General features: G+C 47.0%; 17 protein-coding genes. 6 read left to right on the forward strand and 11 right to left on the reverse strand.

Translation table 11 applies throughout. The features are described from left to right. Positions 1–4 precede the first annotated feature (4 nt). Together MHM95_RS04480 and MHM95_RS04485 are read right to left on the reverse strand one after the other, a co-directional pair. Positions 5–532 (reverse strand): cytochrome b, encoded by a 528-nt coding sequence (locus MHM95_RS04480; protein WP_239384444.1) that lies wholly within the window; start codon positions 530–532, stop codon positions 5–7. Next, positions 525–1499 carry a catalase family peroxidase gene (locus tag MHM95_RS04485; RefSeq protein WP_239384446.1) on the reverse strand — a complete coding sequence of 325 codons (975 nt, stop codon included), beginning with the start codon at positions 1497–1499 and terminating at the stop codon, positions 525–527. The genes MHM95_RS04480 and MHM95_RS04485 overlap by 8 nt, the downstream gene beginning before the upstream one ends. Positions 1500–1576: 77 nt before the next feature. Between MHM95_RS04485 and MHM95_RS04490 the strand changes: the two genes are divergently transcribed. Next, positions 1577–2065: a MarR family transcriptional regulator gene (locus tag MHM95_RS04490; protein ID WP_239384448.1), complete on the forward strand. Its 489-nt coding sequence runs from the start codon at positions 1577–1579 to the stop codon at positions 2063–2065. Here MHM95_RS04490 and MHM95_RS04495 read toward each other — a convergent pair. From MHM95_RS04495 to MHM95_RS04510, 4 genes are all read right to left on the reverse strand, one after another. Then, the gene (locus MHM95_RS04495) at positions 2057–2620 is read right to left on the reverse strand and encodes a uracil-DNA glycosylase family protein (RefSeq protein WP_239384450.1); all 564 of its coding nucleotides are present in this window, start codon (positions 2618–2620) and stop codon (positions 2057–2059) included. The two genes, MHM95_RS04490 and MHM95_RS04495, sit on opposite strands and share 9 nt — an antisense overlap. A 78-nt stretch (positions 2621–2698) precedes the next feature. After that, positions 2699–3535, reverse strand: a complete 837-nt coding sequence (locus MHM95_RS04500; protein ID WP_239384452.1) for a DUF4434 domain-containing protein — start codon at positions 3533–3535, stop codon at positions 2699–2701. Further along, entirely contained in the window at positions 3529–6507 is a 2979-nt protein-coding gene (locus MHM95_RS04505) for a hypothetical protein (RefSeq protein WP_239384454.1), read from the reverse strand. Before MHM95_RS04505 ends, MHM95_RS04500 begins: the two co-directional genes overlap by 7 nt. Beyond that, a complete protein-coding gene (locus MHM95_RS04510; RefSeq protein WP_239384456.1) occupies positions 6504–8669 on the reverse strand; it encodes a glycosyl transferase family protein in 2166 nt (721 codons plus the stop codon). Before MHM95_RS04510 ends, MHM95_RS04505 begins: the two co-directional genes overlap by 4 nt. Before the next feature lie 270 nt (positions 8670–8939). Between MHM95_RS04510 and MHM95_RS04515 the strand changes: the two genes are divergently transcribed. The 3 genes from MHM95_RS04515 to MHM95_RS04525 are packed head-to-tail and all read left to right on the forward strand — an operon-like array spanning position 8940 to position 11160. Further along, entirely contained in the window at positions 8940–9260 is a 321-nt protein-coding gene (locus tag MHM95_RS04515) for a hypothetical protein (protein ID WP_022943517.1), read from the forward strand. Further along, positions 9257–10822 (forward strand): PepSY-associated TM helix domain-containing protein, encoded by a 1566-nt coding sequence (locus tag MHM95_RS04520; protein WP_239384458.1) that lies wholly within the window; start codon positions 9257–9259, stop codon positions 10820–10822. Before MHM95_RS04515 ends, MHM95_RS04520 begins: the two co-directional genes overlap by 4 nt. Then, positions 10819–11160: a DUF3325 family protein gene (locus MHM95_RS04525; RefSeq protein WP_022943519.1), complete on the forward strand. Its 342-nt coding sequence runs from the start codon at positions 10819–10821 to the stop codon at positions 11158–11160. Before MHM95_RS04520 ends, MHM95_RS04525 begins: the two co-directional genes overlap by 4 nt. 124 nt (positions 11161–11284) lie before the next feature. Here MHM95_RS04525 and MHM95_RS04530 read toward each other — a convergent pair whose 3' ends face one another. Continuing rightward, positions 11285–11797, reverse strand: coding sequence for a lipocalin family protein (locus MHM95_RS04530; protein WP_138508192.1), 513 nt, complete (start codon positions 11795–11797; stop codon positions 11285–11287). A gap of 168 nt (positions 11798–11965) precedes the next feature. On the opposite strand from MHM95_RS04530, the gene MHM95_RS04535 reads away from it, so the two are divergent. Both MHM95_RS04535 and MHM95_RS04540 read left to right on the forward strand, forming a co-directional pair. Beyond that, positions 11966–12499, forward strand: coding sequence for a hypothetical protein (locus MHM95_RS04535; protein WP_239384467.1), 534 nt, complete (start codon positions 11966–11968; stop codon positions 12497–12499). 77 nt (positions 12500–12576) lie between these two features. After that, entirely contained in the window at positions 12577–12978 is a 402-nt protein-coding gene (locus tag MHM95_RS04540) for a response regulator (protein WP_138548215.1), read from the forward strand. On the opposite strand, the gene MHM95_RS04545 is transcribed toward MHM95_RS04540, so the two are convergent. The 4 genes from MHM95_RS04545 to MHM95_RS04560 form a co-directional block, all read right to left on the reverse strand. After that, the gene (locus MHM95_RS04545) at positions 12947–13615 is read right to left on the reverse strand and encodes a class I SAM-dependent methyltransferase (protein ID WP_045980024.1); all 669 of its coding nucleotides are present in this window, start codon (positions 13613–13615) and stop codon (positions 12947–12949) included. The two genes, MHM95_RS04540 and MHM95_RS04545, sit on opposite strands and share 32 nt — an antisense overlap. A 78-nt stretch (positions 13616–13693) precedes the next feature. Continuing rightward, the gene (locus MHM95_RS04550; RefSeq protein ID WP_239384469.1) at positions 13694–17356 is read right to left on the reverse strand and encodes an AAA family ATPase; all 3663 of its coding nucleotides are present in this window, start codon (positions 17354–17356) and stop codon (positions 13694–13696) included. Continuing rightward, positions 17346–18563: an exonuclease SbcCD subunit D C-terminal domain-containing protein gene (locus tag MHM95_RS04555; RefSeq protein ID WP_239384471.1), complete on the reverse strand. Its 1218-nt coding sequence runs from the start codon at positions 18561–18563 to the stop codon at positions 17346–17348. The genes MHM95_RS04550 and MHM95_RS04555 overlap by 11 nt, the downstream gene beginning before the upstream one ends. A gap of 69 nt (positions 18564–18632) precedes the next feature. Continuing rightward, positions 18633–18872, reverse strand: coding sequence for a hypothetical protein (locus tag MHM95_RS04560; protein ID WP_022943526.1), 240 nt, complete (start codon positions 18870–18872; stop codon positions 18633–18635). Positions 18873–19127 lie beyond the last annotated feature (255 nt).

Raw genomic sequence — 19127 nt, forward strand, 5'->3', positions numbered from 1 at the left:
ATACTCACTTCCACATACTACGCAGCACGTCATCTCGGCGGTAGTAATGGTGGTATAGCGCCGCTGCGATATGCATTATCACCAGTCCTATAAACCCCCCTGCGGCCCAGCCATGCAACTCTCGAAACAAGGAAAACAGTTCAATATCCACCGTTAACGCCGCCGGCAAGCGCACTACATCGAATACACTCACAGGACGCGCTGCAAAATATTGCATCAATAGCCCTGATAGTGGCATTAACACCATTAGCGTATACAACAGCCAATGAGACGCCTTAGCCGCGCGGCGTTGCCAATAAGGTAAATCACTGGGTAAAGCCGGTACTATGCTGCGCCAGCGGACTAACAAGCGCACCAACACCAGTAGCGCAGCCGCTATACCAAAACTTTTATGCAGCCACAGCAGCTCATACTGCCATGGCTCAAGCGAGCCCACCATGACTAAACCCGCTGCTAACATGGCAACGATTAATAACGCCATCGCCCAATGCAATAAACGCATAGAAAGAGTAAATCGTGCCCGGTTAGTCATTGCTTAGCTCCTTTGCTTGACCGCGCAATTGCTCCACAGCCCGGCGGCGGTACGACTCCGCATAAGCGGCCGAGCGCGCCCGAAGAATGGCATCTGCGGTGGGCGAGATACCCGATGGCAACACCAAAGGGTCAAAGTTGATGCTGTGACACGCCCCGTCCTGCTGCGCTTGCCACTGAGTGATCACTATTTTCCCAGCGTTAATACGCGGACGCTCTGCTGGCCACTGAACTGCCGGATTACGCTCGTCGTCTTGGGCGCTAGCCAAGGTAAATAACCAGTCAAATACCACCGGTTGTTTTGCCAACCGCGCCTTAAGCTCTTTATGTAACGCGTTAGGCCCACTCAGCCCATCATCGGTGGCTGACACCGTCGGCTGCATATGCCAACGCACAGGCTGGCGCTGCTCGTTGTCATCGACTAAATAAAACGCATTGATGCTGTGATAGGTCTCGGCTGCGAAGCTACCACTGGGTTGGTAGCTATCTTTCCACGCCAAGAAATCAGCACTTTCAGGGTGCTCGGCGAAAAAGGCTTGAATAGCCTTGGGGCCCGATTTAATAGCCACAAGCTGCTGATAAAAATCCTGGGGATTGCTCACCGCCATCACCGGCGGAGTATTCATGGCAATGCGCCACTGCTCGCTAGCGCTGGTCGCGAAGCTCAGTGCCAAACTTCGCACTGGCGCCTTTAAATCCGGTGCGGTCGGGTTATTGCCAGCAAGCGAAAAGCGACCCACAAATGGTGTCACCGAAGTGGCAAATATCTGGGCCGAAGAATATTGCGCAAGCGCGCCATTATTACGGAATTCACCTTGCACACAGATCCCTTTAGCATGGGCTCGGCGAAAGCCCGGATGAACTGAATCCCCTTGTTGCAAATCCACAAACTGCTGTGCCGATACTTTATCACCGGCATGCAGCAATGGCGCGAACAGCAACGCCGCCCATAAATAACCTGACCTCATAATTTGCTTTCCCCTTGTTACAGATATATCTTGAATTAAAGATAATATGTATGAAATGCCGTTTTGGTTCACTAAAGATGCAAAATTTAGATAATATACAAGCGCTGTGGGCTCGGGAGATGCCAAAATTAGATACTTCTACCATGGCATTAATTGGTCGTTTGCAAATCGCCCACAAGCATATGACCTTAGCAATGAGCAAAACATTTCGCCGCTACGGGCTTTCCGAAGCAGGCTTTGATGTGCTTGCGACGTTAAGACGCTCAGGCCCGCCTTATCGGCTCACGCCCAATCAACTGTTAGCACAAATGCTAGTGACCTCAGGCAGTATGACCAGCCGCCTAAACCAGCTGAAAAAACAGCAGCTGATCACTAGATCGCAAGATCAACAGGATAAGCGAATATGTTGGGTTCAGCTTACAGAGCAAGGTTTAGCACTTAGTAAAGAAGTGATCCAGGCTCATGTAGAAACCCAGCAAACACTGTTATCTGGGCTCAGCCGTGAGCAGCATCAGCAGCTGCTATCGGGTTTACAAGCCTATTTACAGCAAGCGGGCTTAGAGTAAATCGGCCACTCGCTGTTGCAGATGCGGCAGTATTTCTTGTTCGAACCACGGGTTACGCTTGAACCAGCGGTTATTACGAGGGCTTGGGTGAGGTAATACTAAGGTGTGTGGCCAGTAACTGTGCCAGTCTTGCACCGCAGCGGTGAGCGTTTTATAACGTTTGGGTAGATGATAAGCCATTGCATACTGACCAAGGACAAGAGTCAACTGCCGCTTAGGTAAGGCAGCTAACACCTGCTCTCGCCATGTTACAGCGCACTCCTCTCGCGGGGCTAAATCTCCGTGCTGAGCGGTGCCAGGATAGCAAAACCCCATCGGCGCGATAGCGAATAAGCGCGGGTTATAAAATTGCTGCTCATCGACTCCTAACCATTGCCTGAGGCGATCGCCACTGGCGTCGGCAAACGGTTTGCCAGCCTGGTGAGCTCGCACTCCGGGTGCTTGACCAGCAATTAGAATAGGTGCCTCACTATCAAGTTGAATAATAGGCTTAGGCGCCAAAGGCAAATGCTCGGCACATAAAGTGCAAGCACGAATCTTATCTGCTAGTTGCATCTTCACTTAGGTATATTGTTTTTGCTTAGCCTAAGGGCTAGCCACATATTGTGGCAACCCCCTTTACACTTTACCGAGTCATTCACTAGCAAAGTAGTTAGGTAGCATGTAGCGCAGTGAAAAAAACCAGCTTGGTCGGCACTCATCGCTTAGCCTGTGCTCCACAGATTCATTGAATATTTCTGCAATAACGTGAATATGACTCCCGTTTTGGCAAACATATTTTTGCACTCCCTGACGCTGATCGCTTGATAGAACTTGAGTACCCACCCCATCTTGCCACAGTATTTCCAGGTCGGTGTGCTGCGCTAACCGCTCAAGTAAATAAGCGTATTGTCGCGGTGAACTATGCCCCGCATAGAAGCTTGAGATATACACTGGCTTAGCAGGAGCAAGAGTAGCTAATTGATCATTCAAGGCGCTGAGGTAATCGATTAACAATTGCTGTTTTGCATGGCTTTGCCAGTTAAGGTCATCGATTTCATCACTGATATACCAACCAGCAAATGCTGGCAGTTTAGTAAATGCTTGCCAGCGTCGGGCAACGTCGAGATGACGGTTATACAAGCCGCGCAGATAAAAGTGTAGTGCTCGAGGTTGCTGTTGAATGCGTTGGTAGTAGCTATTTTCATGATACAGCCCAACGACTATTTTTAATCCTTGAGCATTGGCTTGATGAAAAAGTTGCTGTAGTCGAGAGCGGCCCTCTTCATCAATGAACTGGCTATGCTCATGCTGGCTCCATTGCAGGGCAATGGTATCAATTTGACGCTCTCGTAACTGCAGCATTATTTCTTGCCATTGGCCCTTTGTTAGCTCGCTGTCGCTATTTAATGGCTGATAAATAACCACATTCGCTTGCACAGCTATGCTGCATAGCAGCAACGCTATCATTGCTGTATATCGCCCTACCATGACCACTCCAGATTCAAACTTGCCACATTGTCGCCCTCTCGTTCACCGTTGAGAACATGCTGTACTAATAGTTTTAGCGAGGCCTGGCGGCGATATGCGGTTATATCATCACCACCTGACCACCAATGCACCCCAACACCTGCACCTACGCGGGTATCTTGACGCTCACTCGAACGCGTCCATTGACCGTTCACATAAGGTTGCCAAGTCAGCGCTTGCTGATTTTGAGTATGCAATTTAAAGTGATAACCACCTTGGTATTGTGCGAACTGCGCATCACGTCCAGACTTAAGCCAATGTGCGGCTTCCAAATACAAACTTTGTTGCAGCCACCCTTGTACATCAGTTTGCCAATCCCGCGTATTGCCACCTAGACTGAATAAGTCCGTAGCGGCCTTAAGCAAGATATCGACATCGTTGTTGCGCAGCTGCCACTGCGGTTCGATAGCAAACTGGAGGTCGAGCGAAGCCAATGGCTGCCAGCTGTATCCTAAAGCGAGTGTGCTGTCATGTTGTTGGCTATCTTTTTGTACAAAAGCCCGTGCGTACCACTGATGAGTATCCTGCGCACGCCAGTGGTGCTGTAAATATTTGCTGTAACGCAGCTCTATAAACCCACCGTATCTCAAGCTTTGTGAGGTAGCGCCTATATCGATGGGCCTCAACTGCTCACCAAATTGTGCTTGCAGCAACCAACGTGATTGCGCCAATAAATCTCGCCGTAAGCGCTTGAGTTGTTGTTTAGGTTCCTGTGCAAGCTCCATGGTGTCCATGTTAGTCGCCGCGATAGTGGCATGATGCAGGGCATTATCTAACTCATTAGTCACAACATAACTATAGGCAAGCTGCTGGTGCATAGGATAAAGGTCGGGTTGATTGGCCAGGTAATGCTGCATTAGCGGAGCCGCTTTTGCAGCGCGACCTACGTCAATATACAAGTACGCAAGCTCTGCTTGCGTGTGTAGCGCCAACGTCTCGGTAGGTTGGCGTTCGATATCGCTGAGCAGTGTGAACGTTTGCTGCGTTTTACCTTGGCGCCAGTAAAGGCGAGCCAGAGCTATTTGCTCGGAAACATCGGGGTGGTTTTCAAGCAGCCACACTAAGCTCTTCTCTTGTGTATGTAGATCGTTAGCATACCGGGCAAGCAGCAGTTGTAATTGATAAAAACTGATTGTTTTAGGCTCATGCAAACGCACTAAGCGATGCAACCATGTCATCGCTTGCGTGTATTCGTTGACTTTCAACGCACTAGCAATAGCATTAAAAAAGTGCGGCTGCTCTGTCAGCTGCGAGTCAAGCTCTAGCCAGTACTCATACGCCCGCAAATGCAAGCCAAGCACTTCACTCAAGTGAGCAAGTTGAACCCGGCTTTCAGTGCTGCTTGGGTTTGTTGCTAAGGCCGCTTGGAACAACGCATACGCTCGCTCTTTATCGCGCTCAATAAAGCAATATCCTAATTGCTGTAAAGCTTGCTCTTTCGCAGGCTCAACCAACCATTGTGCAGCTAACTGACACTCACCAATAGCTGAGGCGAAGCTCATTAACGTCTGTCGCTGAGCTGGTGATGCTTGTCTTGATTGCACTAAAGCAAGCGCATCACTGAGCGTATCCGACTGAGTTTTCTTAAGGCTTTGTAAGTAACGATAGGTCAGCTCAGCATCTTGATCTTGTTGTTGTGAAAAAGGCCAAAAGGGCGCCAATATATGTGTAACTAGCTCATACTGCTGACGCTGTATCGCCATATGCGATGCCTGCTTCGCATAGCTCAAGCGCTGAGGATAAAGGCGCGCTAATAACAGCCACTGCTGATAGGCTTTATCTTCATTACCGACCTTTTCATAACCTATGGCAAGTTGCCGCTGCTGCGCCTCACTCAGACTCTGCTGCGCCTCAAATATTGCCAGCCACTGACTGTGATCTTCCATTGCTTGCGCCACTTGTACCGCTCTTGAGCGCCAAAACTCATCATTTTCGGCGTGTTGCAATGAGTAATCATACAGGCGTTGACGCCATTGCTGAGAGTAAGTCGAGGCATAAGCCATGAGCACAAGTAACTGCTGCTCTTGTTCTATATTTAACTCGGCTTCACTTAATACCGCCATGGTTCGCGATAAAACCTCAGGTTGCTGAGCTTGCATGGCAATATCAGCTCTTTGCAATAGGCGCGAGATAGCCCTTGGTAGCGCGGCATTAAGCGTCAAAGCAAGTGACCAATCTTTGTTGTATATCGCCGCTTGCAACCATTGGCGACGCTCCTGCTCACTCAATGCAACGTGTTGCTGATAGAGGCTAAACTGCTCACTAGCCACCTTGAAATGTTGCGCTCCTAAAAGTGCTTGTATCAAGTGTTTACGCACACTGGTTTGCTGCTCTGGGTGAGTTATATCATTAATACAACTGGCAACTGCGTCATACTTTTGTTCGTTTAGCAGTGCAAAACAATAGGCTGGGCGAACTTCTTCGAGCCCGTAACGAGTGATCACTCGATGGATGAACTGCGCGCGAGCTCGTTCGCTTATCATTTGTGCACTTAACGCAGCTAGTTCGGTGCGCTGGATGATACTAAAGCGCTCATCTGCCAAAAGCTTATCAGTGTACACAATAAACAACTCAGCTTGATGCTTAAGCCCAAGTTGTTGAAAGTGTAACAATACTTCGCGCCATTTCCGCTGCCGCATAAGCACTTGTTGGTACTGGTCTATAAGACTAGATAACTGTGGCCAATGTTGCTGCTGGGCCGCAACAAATAGCAATCGCTCCACTACATAGGGGTTATTCGGCGTTACAGCTAATGCCTTATTCAACTCTTCATTAGCGAGCTCATAACGACCCTCATCAATATAGCGATACGCCATATCGACATAAGGATAAAGTAAGAACTGAGTATGCTCAGGGTATCCTTTACCGGCCTCAAAACTAGGTGCTGATAACGCTGTCATTGAGGTCAATAGAAAAAGCCACAGAAGTTTCATAACGACACCTCTGATGAACTCGCTGGCTTATCACTTACCAAAGGTCTGCGCATAATGCGCTGCGCAAGTTCAAGGGTTTGCTCATCAATGACACCTTTGGCAATAAGATAATCACCTACCCCTGAGTCGCTATTCTCTTGGCCGATCATCACTTGGTTAGCAACGGAAGGGCTGAGCATAGCCACTTCGCTAATTGCTTCAAACTCACTGTAATGGGCATTTACAAAATGCGGCCAATCCACACGACGAGCACGACGCTGAAGATTCGCATAGCTGTAGGCCGAGTCATCACTAAAATGCATTTTGAGCGCCACAGTGACCTGTCCCGGCTGGGCAATATAATACCTAACTTTATAACCGACTTTCCGGCTTATAGCCCCTAAGGCCACCGGCGACAAGTGCTGTTCACTCGCGATATGTAGTACACCTTTGTCCAAGAACAATCCAATAATGGCGTAGCGCACAGCGACCGCTTTATGAATACCGAGCTCACTTTGCTCTGGCGTAGACAGGGGTGGGCAAGAGCGATATTCAACGCCCGCCTGCTCGGCTATCGCTTGCGCTAATTGCTCACCGCTGAGCACGCCTTGCTGCATTAAATAACGCCCAAGTTTTACTCTGCCCTGCCCTTGCGTGAGCGCATTGTGCAGTTGCTCTTTGTTAATCGCCCCTGCTGAGAGCAGTATTTCACCCAGAGGTCGATAGCTTGCCCGTGTTTCCCCTAATGATGGAAAGTCATGACTGGTTTTGTCCCAAGCTACGCGTTTAACATCACCCATTTCGAGAATTTGTCTGACAGCACGAATATTGGCAAAGAAGTTAATAATATTGCCCCACACCATACGTGGGATCGAAAGGACCCCTTGAATACACCCGTAATAGCGCGTAACAAATACAAAGCGTTGTAGCATGCGATTAGCTAGCAGCACGGCATTAGCCCACAACACCGCACTTAGCCAGGGCTCATCACCATAAATTGAGAGAAAGTTATAAGCACTGCCGGAGAGTTGTTGGTAGCCCCAAATACAGGCGAGCTGAAATAACACCAGCAGCGCGACAAAGCCAATGAAGTTAGTGAGACCGCCGCGACGGTCCCGCCAAAGAAAGTAATTTAATTTCCAATCTCGCGTCCATGCATGGGATTTCATACCCTGAAATACGATACCAATGATCCATCGCGATTTTTGCCGCACGGCTGTGGTGAACGTATTCGGGAAGTACTCCCGTACACAAACTACGCTGCTATAACTTGCAGATTTCAGGCTCCCCTTATTGATCTGCTGCTTGTGCGTGTCGGTCAGCACAGGAAAATGAATGAAGACTTCTGACATACCGTGTTGCTTGAGGCGAAAGCCAATGTCGTAATCTTCAGTTAAACTTTGCACATCGAAGGCGATACCATCGCCTTGCTCGATAAGCAATTGAATTGCCCGGCGACTAAAACAAGTGCCAACGCCGGCACTTGGGACTTGCCCAACCAAGGCTTCTCGCACGGGCACGTCTTTGCCATGAATTTCTGCAAATTCATCTAGGTAGCTGCCACTGGTAAACTCATACCACTGTCGCTCGAATGGAAATACTGGCAGTTGAATGAGATCTTTACGCTCAACGAGGTAGTTGAATAAACGCATTTCCATGGCACTGAGTACATCTTCTGCGTCATGAAGAATAAACCCTTGGAAGGCAAATTTTGCTTGCGATTCGAAGGTAAATATAGAGGCGATGATATTATTGAGGCAATCCGCCTTACTCGTTGGCCCAGGGCGCGCGCACACCACTTTGTGGACATTAGGAAATCGCGCGCATACGGCGTCAACATCAGCTTGAGTCTTGTCGTCGTTAGGGTAAGTACCGACAAATATATGATAGTTCTCGTAATCTAATGTCGATGCCGCCAGTTCCGCCATCGGTCCTACAACTCCGTGTTCTTGCCATGCAGGTACCATAATTGCGAGCGGTTGCTCAGCTTTCTCTTTCAACTTTGAATAGTGCAGCTTGGGGTGTTTGCGATAGATGACCAATCGCCGGTAGCATTTCCGACCCCAGTACACGAGATCAATAAACAGATCGTCTAAACCAAAAATAAGCAGTAAAACGCTTAACGCATATACCACATATTTGAGTACAAAGAGGTAACTCGCGAACCAATACAACACATCCACAACAACAGCACTTCCTAGAACAACACAAAACTAGTAAAAAAGAGTGAGCGATCTTATAGCAAAAAAGCATAAATAGGAACGCAAAAAAGGCCATTGAAATGACGTGTAATATTATGAATTATAAGGGTTTTAATAAAAAACATCGTGTTAACCGTGAGCCAACAATTAACTAACGGTTCATTTTCAATTCATTTAAGCAAATACGAATCACTATCTTTTAGTTTTATAATCTATATAATGGCTCGTTTTTGGTACAACAGCCTGCAGACTATGGATTTTCAGTTATCACCCTGGCTTATCAAGTTACGTATCGCCAGCTCTCATTATCGCGCCCTTGTGGTTTATCGCTTTATTGCCGCCATTGTTGGAGGCTACTTATTAACTGCCTTAAGCACAGCTGTTTTAGGGGTCGCCCTGCCATTACAACCTAGTGACGCGGTATTACTGGCTGTAAGCTTATCGATATTGATATATGCCTGTATCTTCATCTATGCCTTTAGTGTGCGCTCTGTCGCTAAGGTATGGATCACTATTTTACTAACTAGTGCAGCGCTCACCGCTCTGCTGGCATTCATGGAGGAATGGCTATGAAGGACACCTTCTTTCGTTCAATGACATGGCTACACACCTGGGTGGGTTTATTGGTCTGTTGGTTACTCTTTCTCATATTTATTGCTGGCACGCTTGCGTTTTTCCGTTGGGAACTCAACTTTTGGGCTAAACCTGAGATACATCATTTTGAACAGCCCCAGCAGCGTGTTGCCGCGCAGCAAGCTCAGATAACCCAAGGATTTGCATACTTACAGCAACAGGCACCTAAGTCCGAGCGCTGGAATATTTCCTTGGCTGATGAGCGTAAAGACTGGCTTACCTACTCTTACCAAGAGCCACGTGAGCCCGGTAAACGTGCGCCTTGGCAAGACTATTATGTCAATCCTAAAACGCTAGAGGGGGTCGATACAGTCAGAGAATCCAAAGGTGGGCATTTCTTTTATCGCCTGCACTTTGATTTGCATTACCTCGACGTCAGAACAGCACGTTGGCTGGTCTGTTTTGCCAGCTTGTTTATGCTTATTGCGCTAATAACTGGGGTGGTCATTCATAAACGGATCTTTAAGGATTTATTTAGCTTGCGCACCAATAAAGGCGTACGCAGCTGGCTTGATAGCCATAACTTATCGTCTGTGCTAGCGCTGCCTTTTCATATCATGATCACCTATACAGGGCTTATTACCCTTATTTTTATGCTCTTCCCCTACCCGACGATGACCGCCTACGACGATGGTTTACGCGGCTTCTATGCCGATGTATTTAACTTTCAGCGCACCGAGCCTGCCAACGAGCCCACAGCCATGGTGGGTGTTAATACACTGCTGGATCAACTTTATACTAAGTGGCCGGATGCAGATATAAGGCAAGTACGTATTGACCACCCTAACGACCGCAGTGCATCGGTACGCTTTATTATTGATAGCGGCAAGGCCATTGTCGACAGGCCGCCAAGCATCACGTTTAACGCCACGACGGGCGAGGTGATAGACATTAATGAAGTAGATAGAAGCGTTAGTGAAGCCCTCTACGATGGCATGATAGCCTTGCATGCGGCGCGCATGGCACAGCCCGTGTTGCGCTGGCTTTACGTATTATGCGGTTTAGCAGGGTGTATCATGATAGCGAGCGGCGCAATCATGTGGGCAAAACGCTTACACCAACGCAATAAAAAGCAGCGCCCCGCGATAGGTCTACGTACAGTTGATAGCCTTAACCAGGGTACGTTTATGGGCTTGCCTTTAGCAACCTTGGCATTTTTTTATGCCAATCGGTTATTGCCAATGAATGTGAGTGAGCGCGCCGACAAAGAAATACTCGCTTTCTTTCTAACCTGGGCAGCGGTGCAAGCATGGGCGGTATTCAAGCCTTATAGTTGGCGATTATTAAATGCCATCATTGCTGGCGCCTGTATCGGTCTTGTTGCCATTAACAGCATGACCACGCAGGGCAGTTTGCTGCACTTTATTGGTAGCCAGCAATGGACTTTGTTGGGCTTCGATTTAGTTTGTTTATTTGCAGCAACCTGCTTCGCCTACGCGGCCTATCGTGGTAACCGCAAGCAGCGCACTTGGTTGGGCTCGTTAGAGGAGTTAAGCGTATGATAGAACTGCTTTGCTTTATACTGTGTATCATCGCTTTTAGTTGCTTTGCGCATGCCAAAGCAACCCATTACCGAGATATATATGGTGTGCGCCCCAATGCTCGGTTAGTTAGTAAAATTTTGATCTGTGCTTGGATCAGTATTTTACTAAGCATGACCATAGCGATTGCCGCGCTGGGTAGTTATGGGGTACTACTGTTCTGCGGGTTTATGGCGGTCAGTGTATTGGCCATCACACTGTGTCTTAGCTTCAGCCCGAAATGGCTCAAAGCACTGACCTTTTGCTGCACGGCTTCACTACTAGCAGTGCTTACAACTATTCTGATTGCCAGTCAATAAACCGAATTTTTACTAAGTTTCTAGATCAGTATTTTACTAATAAGTAGGTAAAATACTGATCTGTAAACCCCCTTTACATTTTATACCTGAATTATCAGTTAGCAGCGAACTTATCGCAGGTATATTACTGCTGCACCTCAATCAACTTCTCTACCGCAAACCCAGCTGATCTAAGTTGCTCTTTAAAGTCTTCTAAACGCTGCTCATCAACTTCTTTTTCACGCGCGAGTAACCATGCATAGTCGGTGTTATAACCACTCACATAAGCATATTGATAGTTTTTTTGGTCTAATCCAAACACAACATATGAGGAATAAAAGGGGCCGAAGAAAGAGACTTTAAGATGACCAGTATTCGTATCGCCAACAAACTTGGCTTTACCTTCAGCTTGAGACCATTGTTGCTCTTCTGCGTTAAAGCCGCGATTAATGACCTTGACGCTGCCATCATCATTCTGGCTGTACGTCGCAGTGACGCGACTTAAGCCTTCTTCAAAGGGGTGGGGCATTCGGGCTATTTCATACCATGTGCCCATGTAACGCTCTAGATTAAAAGGGCTAACTGGGGACACTTTGTCAGGTACAGAAGTACAAGCAGTTAATACAACCGTTAGTAAAATTATGATCTGTGCGCGCATAGCATGAGCTCCAAGTAAATATAGTCTTTAATCGGGTATAACCGAACAATACAGTAATGACCTCTGTACGAGATAAAGCTTATAACCGCTTAAAAATCATAGCAATAATTTACTATCTTGCTTAAGATCAGTTTTTTACTAAGTGCTTCAAGCGATAGGTAGTATTAGGTGACAATAAAAGCGATAGGCCTAGGGCAAAGCGATGCGGCAATCAGAGTGTATGTAAAAAACCGCCCAAACCTGATTCAGTTTCAAACTTTAAGCGATACCTTGCCATTGCAAGCAGGGCAGATAGCACAAATAAACGCAGAGGCAGGGAACGGTTGGCGAAAAGTATTTAATGTCTATGCAAAGTGGCTATATCAACTGGCTCCTAGTTGTTTGGCCTTAAAAAGTGTAGACACATGGCAACAATTTAGAGATCAAACACTACTGCAAAACCACTCACAAACGGCGTTGCTCTTTAGCGAGCCTGACGTAACCGACCCTGACGCAGCGCTACATGTTATTGCCGGAAAAACTCATGCTAAAGAGCTCGCAGCAAATGAACAACTTGGTATAAATCTGATCTGGCTTAACGATGAGTTCGCTATATCGCCCGCACAACGTATTATCGTGTGCCCCTATTTTGATTACCGACAACTCAATAACGCCAAAATCGATATTCTTTGTGAGCTCATCCACACCCATATCAACTTATAGGATGGTCCTTAGGCGACACCACGAAAGTATAAAAATTGACTACACTGTAAGAAGTTACCATGTAGGCGAGATACCAAGTGAAGATATTAGTCGTTGATGATATGCCGTTAATGCGCCATGTACTTATTAATATGCTGCGTAAACTGGACTACGACGATATCGTAGAGGCCACCGATGGTGAGCAGGCACTGTCGTTATTGGAAAAAACCCGGTTTGATTTAGTACTGACCGACCTCAACATGCCAAAGGTCAATGGCAAAGACTTATTTCTTACTATTCGCAAACACGATGACTGGGGTTATATTCCAGTCATCGTAGTGACCTGCGAAGATAAGAAAGAGGTAGTGACTGATATGATTAGCGCTAAGGTTGATGGTTTCATCATTAAGCCGTTTTGTTTAAACACGCTGAAAAAACAGCTTGAGCGCCTTAAAAAGTTACACCACACTACGACTGACAACGTATTGCATAACCAGTAAAGCCTAGCGCTTTGAAGTAGCAGCGGGCGATACCATAACCACACTGTTCAAGTAGTTCAGCCAAACGCATACGATCCAGTGGGTAGAACTCATGCTCTAGATTGTGGCGCATACGTTCGACACCCGCATCACTTAACCCTAATTGTTGGCAAACAATGAACTGCGCATCACGTTCAAACTGAGTTTCAGGCTTCATTAAATCAGCGAGCCACAACCATGCTTGGGGGGCTAATTGCTGGCGTATCGACTTTAATAACGCTGCTTTATCACCATTGTCTGCCAAGAAATGTAAAACCAATAGGCATAATGCACCGTCAAATTGTTGCTGTAATTGGCCAACATCACCACAATGGCATGTTACCCGCGCGCTTATTCCCGCTTCATCAAAGCGCTGCTCAGCTATTGCCAGCATATCAGCGGAAATATCCTGAGCCACAAAGTGCATATTGGGGTTTGCTTTGGCAAGCGCCACCACTTCTTTGCCTGTGCCCGCACCCACGACTAAAATGGACGCCGACGAGCTTAACTGAGCTTGGCATTGTGCTTGTGTGAGCTGATGCAACAACTCATAACCTGGCACTAGACGGCTAATACGCTCGTCGTAATTAGTCGCTTCTTCACCTTGAAAACTAGGCATAATACCTCCTTGATTTAATATCGACTACAGCGATGACTGTGTTCATTAGCATAGCGCAAGCACATGAACTAAGAATGATTATTCACACTCCACCACAGAGTAACCGCCGGGATGTTTGCGTACCTTTACCTGCGTTGCAACACGTTCAGTAAGTTGCGGTATGTGCGATATCACCCCGACTTTGCGGCCCTGCGCTTGCAGGTTATCAAGTGCATCCATAGCAATGCTCAATGTTTCACTGTCCAATGTGCCAAACCCCTCATCAATAAACAAGGACTCAATTTTGACCTTATTGGACGATAGCGACGCCAACCCTAGGGCGAGAGCTAATGACACTAAAAAAGATTCACCACCGGAGAGGGTATTCACGCTGCGTTGCTCATCAGCCATATCGTGATCGATGATAGCTATATCGAGCGTGCCCGTAATACGAGTGAGACGGTAGCGCTTCGATAAGGCGTGTAAATGTTGGTTGGCGTAGCCAAGCAATATAGCCAAAGTTTGGCTTTGCACTAAGTTTCGCAATCGCTTCCCTTGGGCATCACCTAGTGCGCTGTTTAAGGTAGTCCAAGTAGCAAGTTGCTGTTGTAGATCTTTCAACTGCTCTCCTTGCTCGGCTAAGCGTTCGACGTTTTGCCGATGATTTTCTAGTCGTGCACCGAGTAAGGTTAAGGCTTGCTGACTGTCATCGAACTGCTCATCCAATTGCCGCTTTTGCGCTTCAAGCTCTGTTAAATTTTTGTCCGGACGGCTTTTTACTAACTGTTGTAAGCGACTCTCACTGTGTTCTAGCTGAGCCTGAAAACGCACTTTCGTTTGCTCTAATGTCGCGTGCTCAGTGAGTACCGCTTGTACTTGTTGTTTGTCTTGAGTTAGTAAATTTTTGATCTGCTCAATTGTTAGGGCCTCATCAAAGGCTCTGTAGTCCTGGTACCAGACATCAAAGGCTTTTTTTAACTCTTCAATGTCTTGTTGTAACTGGGAACAATTTTTTACTAAGTGCTGGTATTCACTTTGCTCTTGCTCATACCGGCGCTGCTGCTGCTGACACGCTGCTTGTTGCGTGTCTAGTGTCTGCTGAGCCTTTTCGATAGACTCTTCCAGCTCCTCTAGTTGCGCTTTGGGATCTTGCCCATGAGCTATAAGAGTACTGCGCTCAGTTAGTAAATGAGTGATCTCTTGCTCTTGCATTTGCAGTTGCTCGCCCAGCTTTTGCTGCTGAGATTGCAGTGACTCTAGCTTAGTAAAAATCTGATCTCGCTGCTGATTAAGCTGCGTAGTCTGTTGTTGGGCCCGGGCGTACTCATTTTGCAGCTGCTCAAATTGCTGTTTTTGCTCAACCAATTGCTGCCAAAGTCGCGCAAGCTGATGCAGACTATCTTGCCACCAAGGCGCTTCACTGAAGTGCTCTCGCAGCTCTGCGATGCTCTGTTGGCATTGCTGCTGCTCAGTTTCAAGTTCGTAAGCAAGACGCTGCGTTTGTAGCTGCAGTTGCTGACGTCGCTGTTCATTGCGTTGTAATTGCCCCTGCAATTCGCCGCTATTTTGTTGCAGAACCTTTAACTCAGATCGTAATTTTACTAACTGTTGCTCTACCTGTTCCAACTGCTGATATTGCTGTTGGATATCCGCAATGGGCTTAGTAAAATCCTGATCGCTAAGCTCATCAAGGGGTTTACCTTGAATAAAGGGCTCTAGCTGCTGCGCTAATTGTTGTAGCTGCGACTTCAGCTGTTGCTCAGTAGCGCTGACATTATCAATTTGTTGCTGTGCTAACTGGACCTCGGTTTGCAAAGCATGCCGCTTAGTATAATGCTGATCCAGATTCTTTTGAGCCGTTGCGTAAGCCTGTTCAAAGTCCGCTAATAACGCAGCAAAAACATGATTATTGTCATCATTTTCAGCAAAAGGATGATGTTCAGAACCACACACCATACAAGGCTCACCACTTTTAAGCTGAGTACGTAAATGCGTGATCTGCTCGCTTGCACGCAGTTTAACCTGCTCATAGGCCTGGCGTGCATGCGACAATTGCTGCTCTAAAACTGAGTGATGTTGCGAAGCCTCATGCAGCTGTTGTTGCTTTTGTTTAAGCTCTGCATGAAGAGATTGCTGTTGATGACGCACAGTTACAAGCTGATGGTTACTACTATGCCATTGTTGAAAACGCTCCAAGGCCTGTTGCCATGTGCCTAGCTGACGCTGAAGCTCAGTTGCAGACAAGGCTTCAGGCTGCGGCTGTAAACTTACTATTTGCTGCTCGAGTGCTTGTATCGACTGCTGGAATGTGGTGTTTTCTTCATTGAGTGTGGCAAGGCTTTGGTCAAGCTTCGAAAGCTCGTTATTAGATGCCTGTAACTGCTCGTTTTTTTCTTTATATGTAGCATCATAACTATTAATACGCTGCCAAAGATGATGGTAATGAGACCAATTTTTTACTAACTCAGCGAGCCAAGGTTGTGATTCTAATTGCGTCGTGTATTTATCAAGGCGTCTATTACTTTCATCCACTTGTGCAGCGAGGTTTTGGCTTTGCTGCGTCAATTGCAGCTGCTGTGCGCTCGTCTGTTCGAACTCAGAGCGTTTTGCCGCGAGCACCTCCTTCTTTTGTGCAATTTTTACATCCAGTGCCACGGCGGCATTGAGTTTCTCTTTGCGCTGCGCATATTGCTGTTGCGCATGACGCAGCTGTTGTTGTGCTAATTGCTGCTGCTGTTCGCCGTGTTGCCATACACTTTTAGCATCACTGCATGTTAGCTCTTCTTGGCGTGTTTGCTGTTGCGCCAAACGCTGTTGCAATCGTGCTGTGGAAGTAAGGTTATCTTCAATTTGCCAACATTGCTTAACTCGCTGAGCCTCTCTCACCCTGGGTTCTAATCGCTCTAGGCTGTTACTCGTAGTTTGTATACGCTGTTGAAGGTCAGCGATTTCATGTTGTAATTGTTGCTCGGCTGCGAACCATTGGAGGTGTTTAGCAACCTGTTCTCGTCGTTTTTGGCATTGTTGCTGCTGCTCGATATACTGATGTTGCTGCTCGTTAAGCTCCTGTAATTGTTGCTCATCGAGAATATCAACCGCATCCATAGAAGCCTTAAATGCCTCGACGTCATTAAGCTTGGCTTTGTAACCAGAATACACGCGTTGACCTACAACAGAGTACTTTTGTGTACCACTTAAACGCTCAAGCAATACTGCACGCTCATCGCCTTGCGCACGTAAAAAAGCAGAAAACTCGTTTTGTGCTAGCATCACCGCACGCGTGAACTGCTCGAAATTAAGCCCAACTAACCGCTCAATGGTTTTTTTTGTCTCAAGTTTACCATCACTCACCAGCTGCTCTTGCGGCATAAGGTACAGTGCATGAGTGGGTGCTTGTAATTTACCGTTTGGTTTTTTACGTGCTCGGGTCACTTGCCAGAGGGCGCGATAATGAGCGCCATCGATAGCCACAAAATCAACTTTGACCCATCCTATACCGGTACCACGACGCAATAGGTGGCGCGGATCATTGAGGCGCACATTGTCGCCATTAAAGTCTACTTTTTGTGTGCTTTCATTGCTCAACCGGGCGGTTTTATCATATAAGCCTAAACACAGCGCATCCAATATAGTGCTTTTTCCAGCCCCTGTGTCACCAGTTATGGCAAACAAGCCAGCGTCACGCAGGGGAGGGCGGCTAAAATCGATGTCTGCGTCTAATAATGATGCTAAATTATGAATTTGCAGGCGATTAATCTTCATTATTCCCCTCCTGCTCAACATCCTCAACTAACTGCGCAAACAAGTCTTTAACCTCGTTGGTAATATCGTGATCTTCAAGCTCATCATGCTCGTTGACGGCTTCACTCAATAAGTGCGCAGCGTCTAGGCGCTCTACTTGCGATAAGTCTTGTAGTTCAAGTTCATCGTTTTTACTCTCCCGTTGCGAGCGCACCCGTTCCACGCCACAAAAAAGTAACTCTTTGCCTTGAAGTGCATGCTCGATTTGCTCGCGAAAGTCGGTGGCAAGCTCTTTACTCGAGAGGCGAACGCGAATGTACCCTTGCTCATCATCAGGGCCGGGTAACTGCCGAATCTGCTCACATACTTGAGCTAGCGGCAGTAGGGTAGCCTCGGGAACAAGGTGTAATTGCCGATGCCGAGGAATGTAAAGGGGGTTGACACTTTGCAAGGCATTATTCTGTACCTCTAACAGCAAAACTTGGTGATGATATTGACGTTCAGAAAACGACATCGCGAAGGGCGTGCCACTGTAACGAATGTATTCTTTAGCGTTAACACTTTGCGCTTTATGCAAGTGGCCGAGGGCAACATAACAGGCTTGGGGCGGAAAAACATCAGCGCCGATGGCATCTTCACCGCCAATGACTAAAGCGCGCTCTGAGTCTTCGCTGACAGTGGCACCCCGAGCATGTAGATGGCCCATGGCGATAACATTGGAGTCGTCCTCAAGCTGACATTGCTCAAGCATAAGTTGGTAGGCCTCTTTGACCGCCTGAGCATAACTCATTTGTGCATCAGGGATATCACTGGCACGCAGATAGGGAAGGGCAAGAATCGCACAGTGCTGATCACCACGAGTAATGTTAATGACACTCAACTCGGGGCGCTGAAAATCAAAGCGACCGACTACATGAGTGTCAAACTGTGCCAGTAATGGCTGTGCTGTGGTAATGCGTTTCGCACTATCATGATTACCGGCAATAATCACTATATGTAGGGTAGGGCAGGCCGCCTTAGCCGCTTTAACAAATTCATAAAGCTGATTCTCCGCTTGTGTTGGCGGAGTAGCGGTGTGATAGATATCGCCGCTAACCAACAATACGTCAACAGCTTGGCGATTTAATTCACCAATAAGCCAGGTTAGAAAGGCGTGATGTTCTTGCACTCGAGTGTGCTCATAAAAAAGCTGACCCAAGTGCCAATCAGAGGTGTGGAGTAAGCGCATCAGTACATTAAATTATTTGCTATTGCGCCCACTATAGCATGGAACAGCACGCGTTTAAGCGTGCTGGTGTCAGTGTGTTACTTGCCACCAAGTGACAATAATAACCGGTATTACTATCGCTAATGCGGTTAAAGGCAAACGCATATTTCGCTGGTATTTCGCTTTTAAACGACGAATTGCGGTGTTTTCATCACATGCTGCCACTTTATCAATGTAAAAATACCCATTGTCTAAGTATTGTTTACAATGCTGCTCATTTGCAGGAATGGCTATTAACTCGTCTTTCTTTTTGAGGACATAAAAATCCATAGCACCACCAATTTTATACCTTGCTATGTGAGCGAATTGAGTGAACTTCCTATCGCTTACTTTATGTTTCAGCCCAGTCAAAGCACGACTTGTTAGGCTGATAATCCTTGTTTTTATTGTTCACGAATTAAAAAAGTGGGGGATTCTAAAATTAATTAAAATGCAATTGCAACCTTTAATGGGAAAATCCCACGAAAAAAACTGGAAACCCCCTTTACAGGTAATAACTACAGCATTTTTTATACCACTTTTAGC

The organism is Pseudoalteromonas sp. CnMc7-15 (assembly GCF_022347925.1).
GTDB classification, from domain to species: domain Bacteria; phylum Pseudomonadota; class Gammaproteobacteria; order Enterobacterales; family Alteromonadaceae; genus Pseudoalteromonas; species Pseudoalteromonas ruthenica.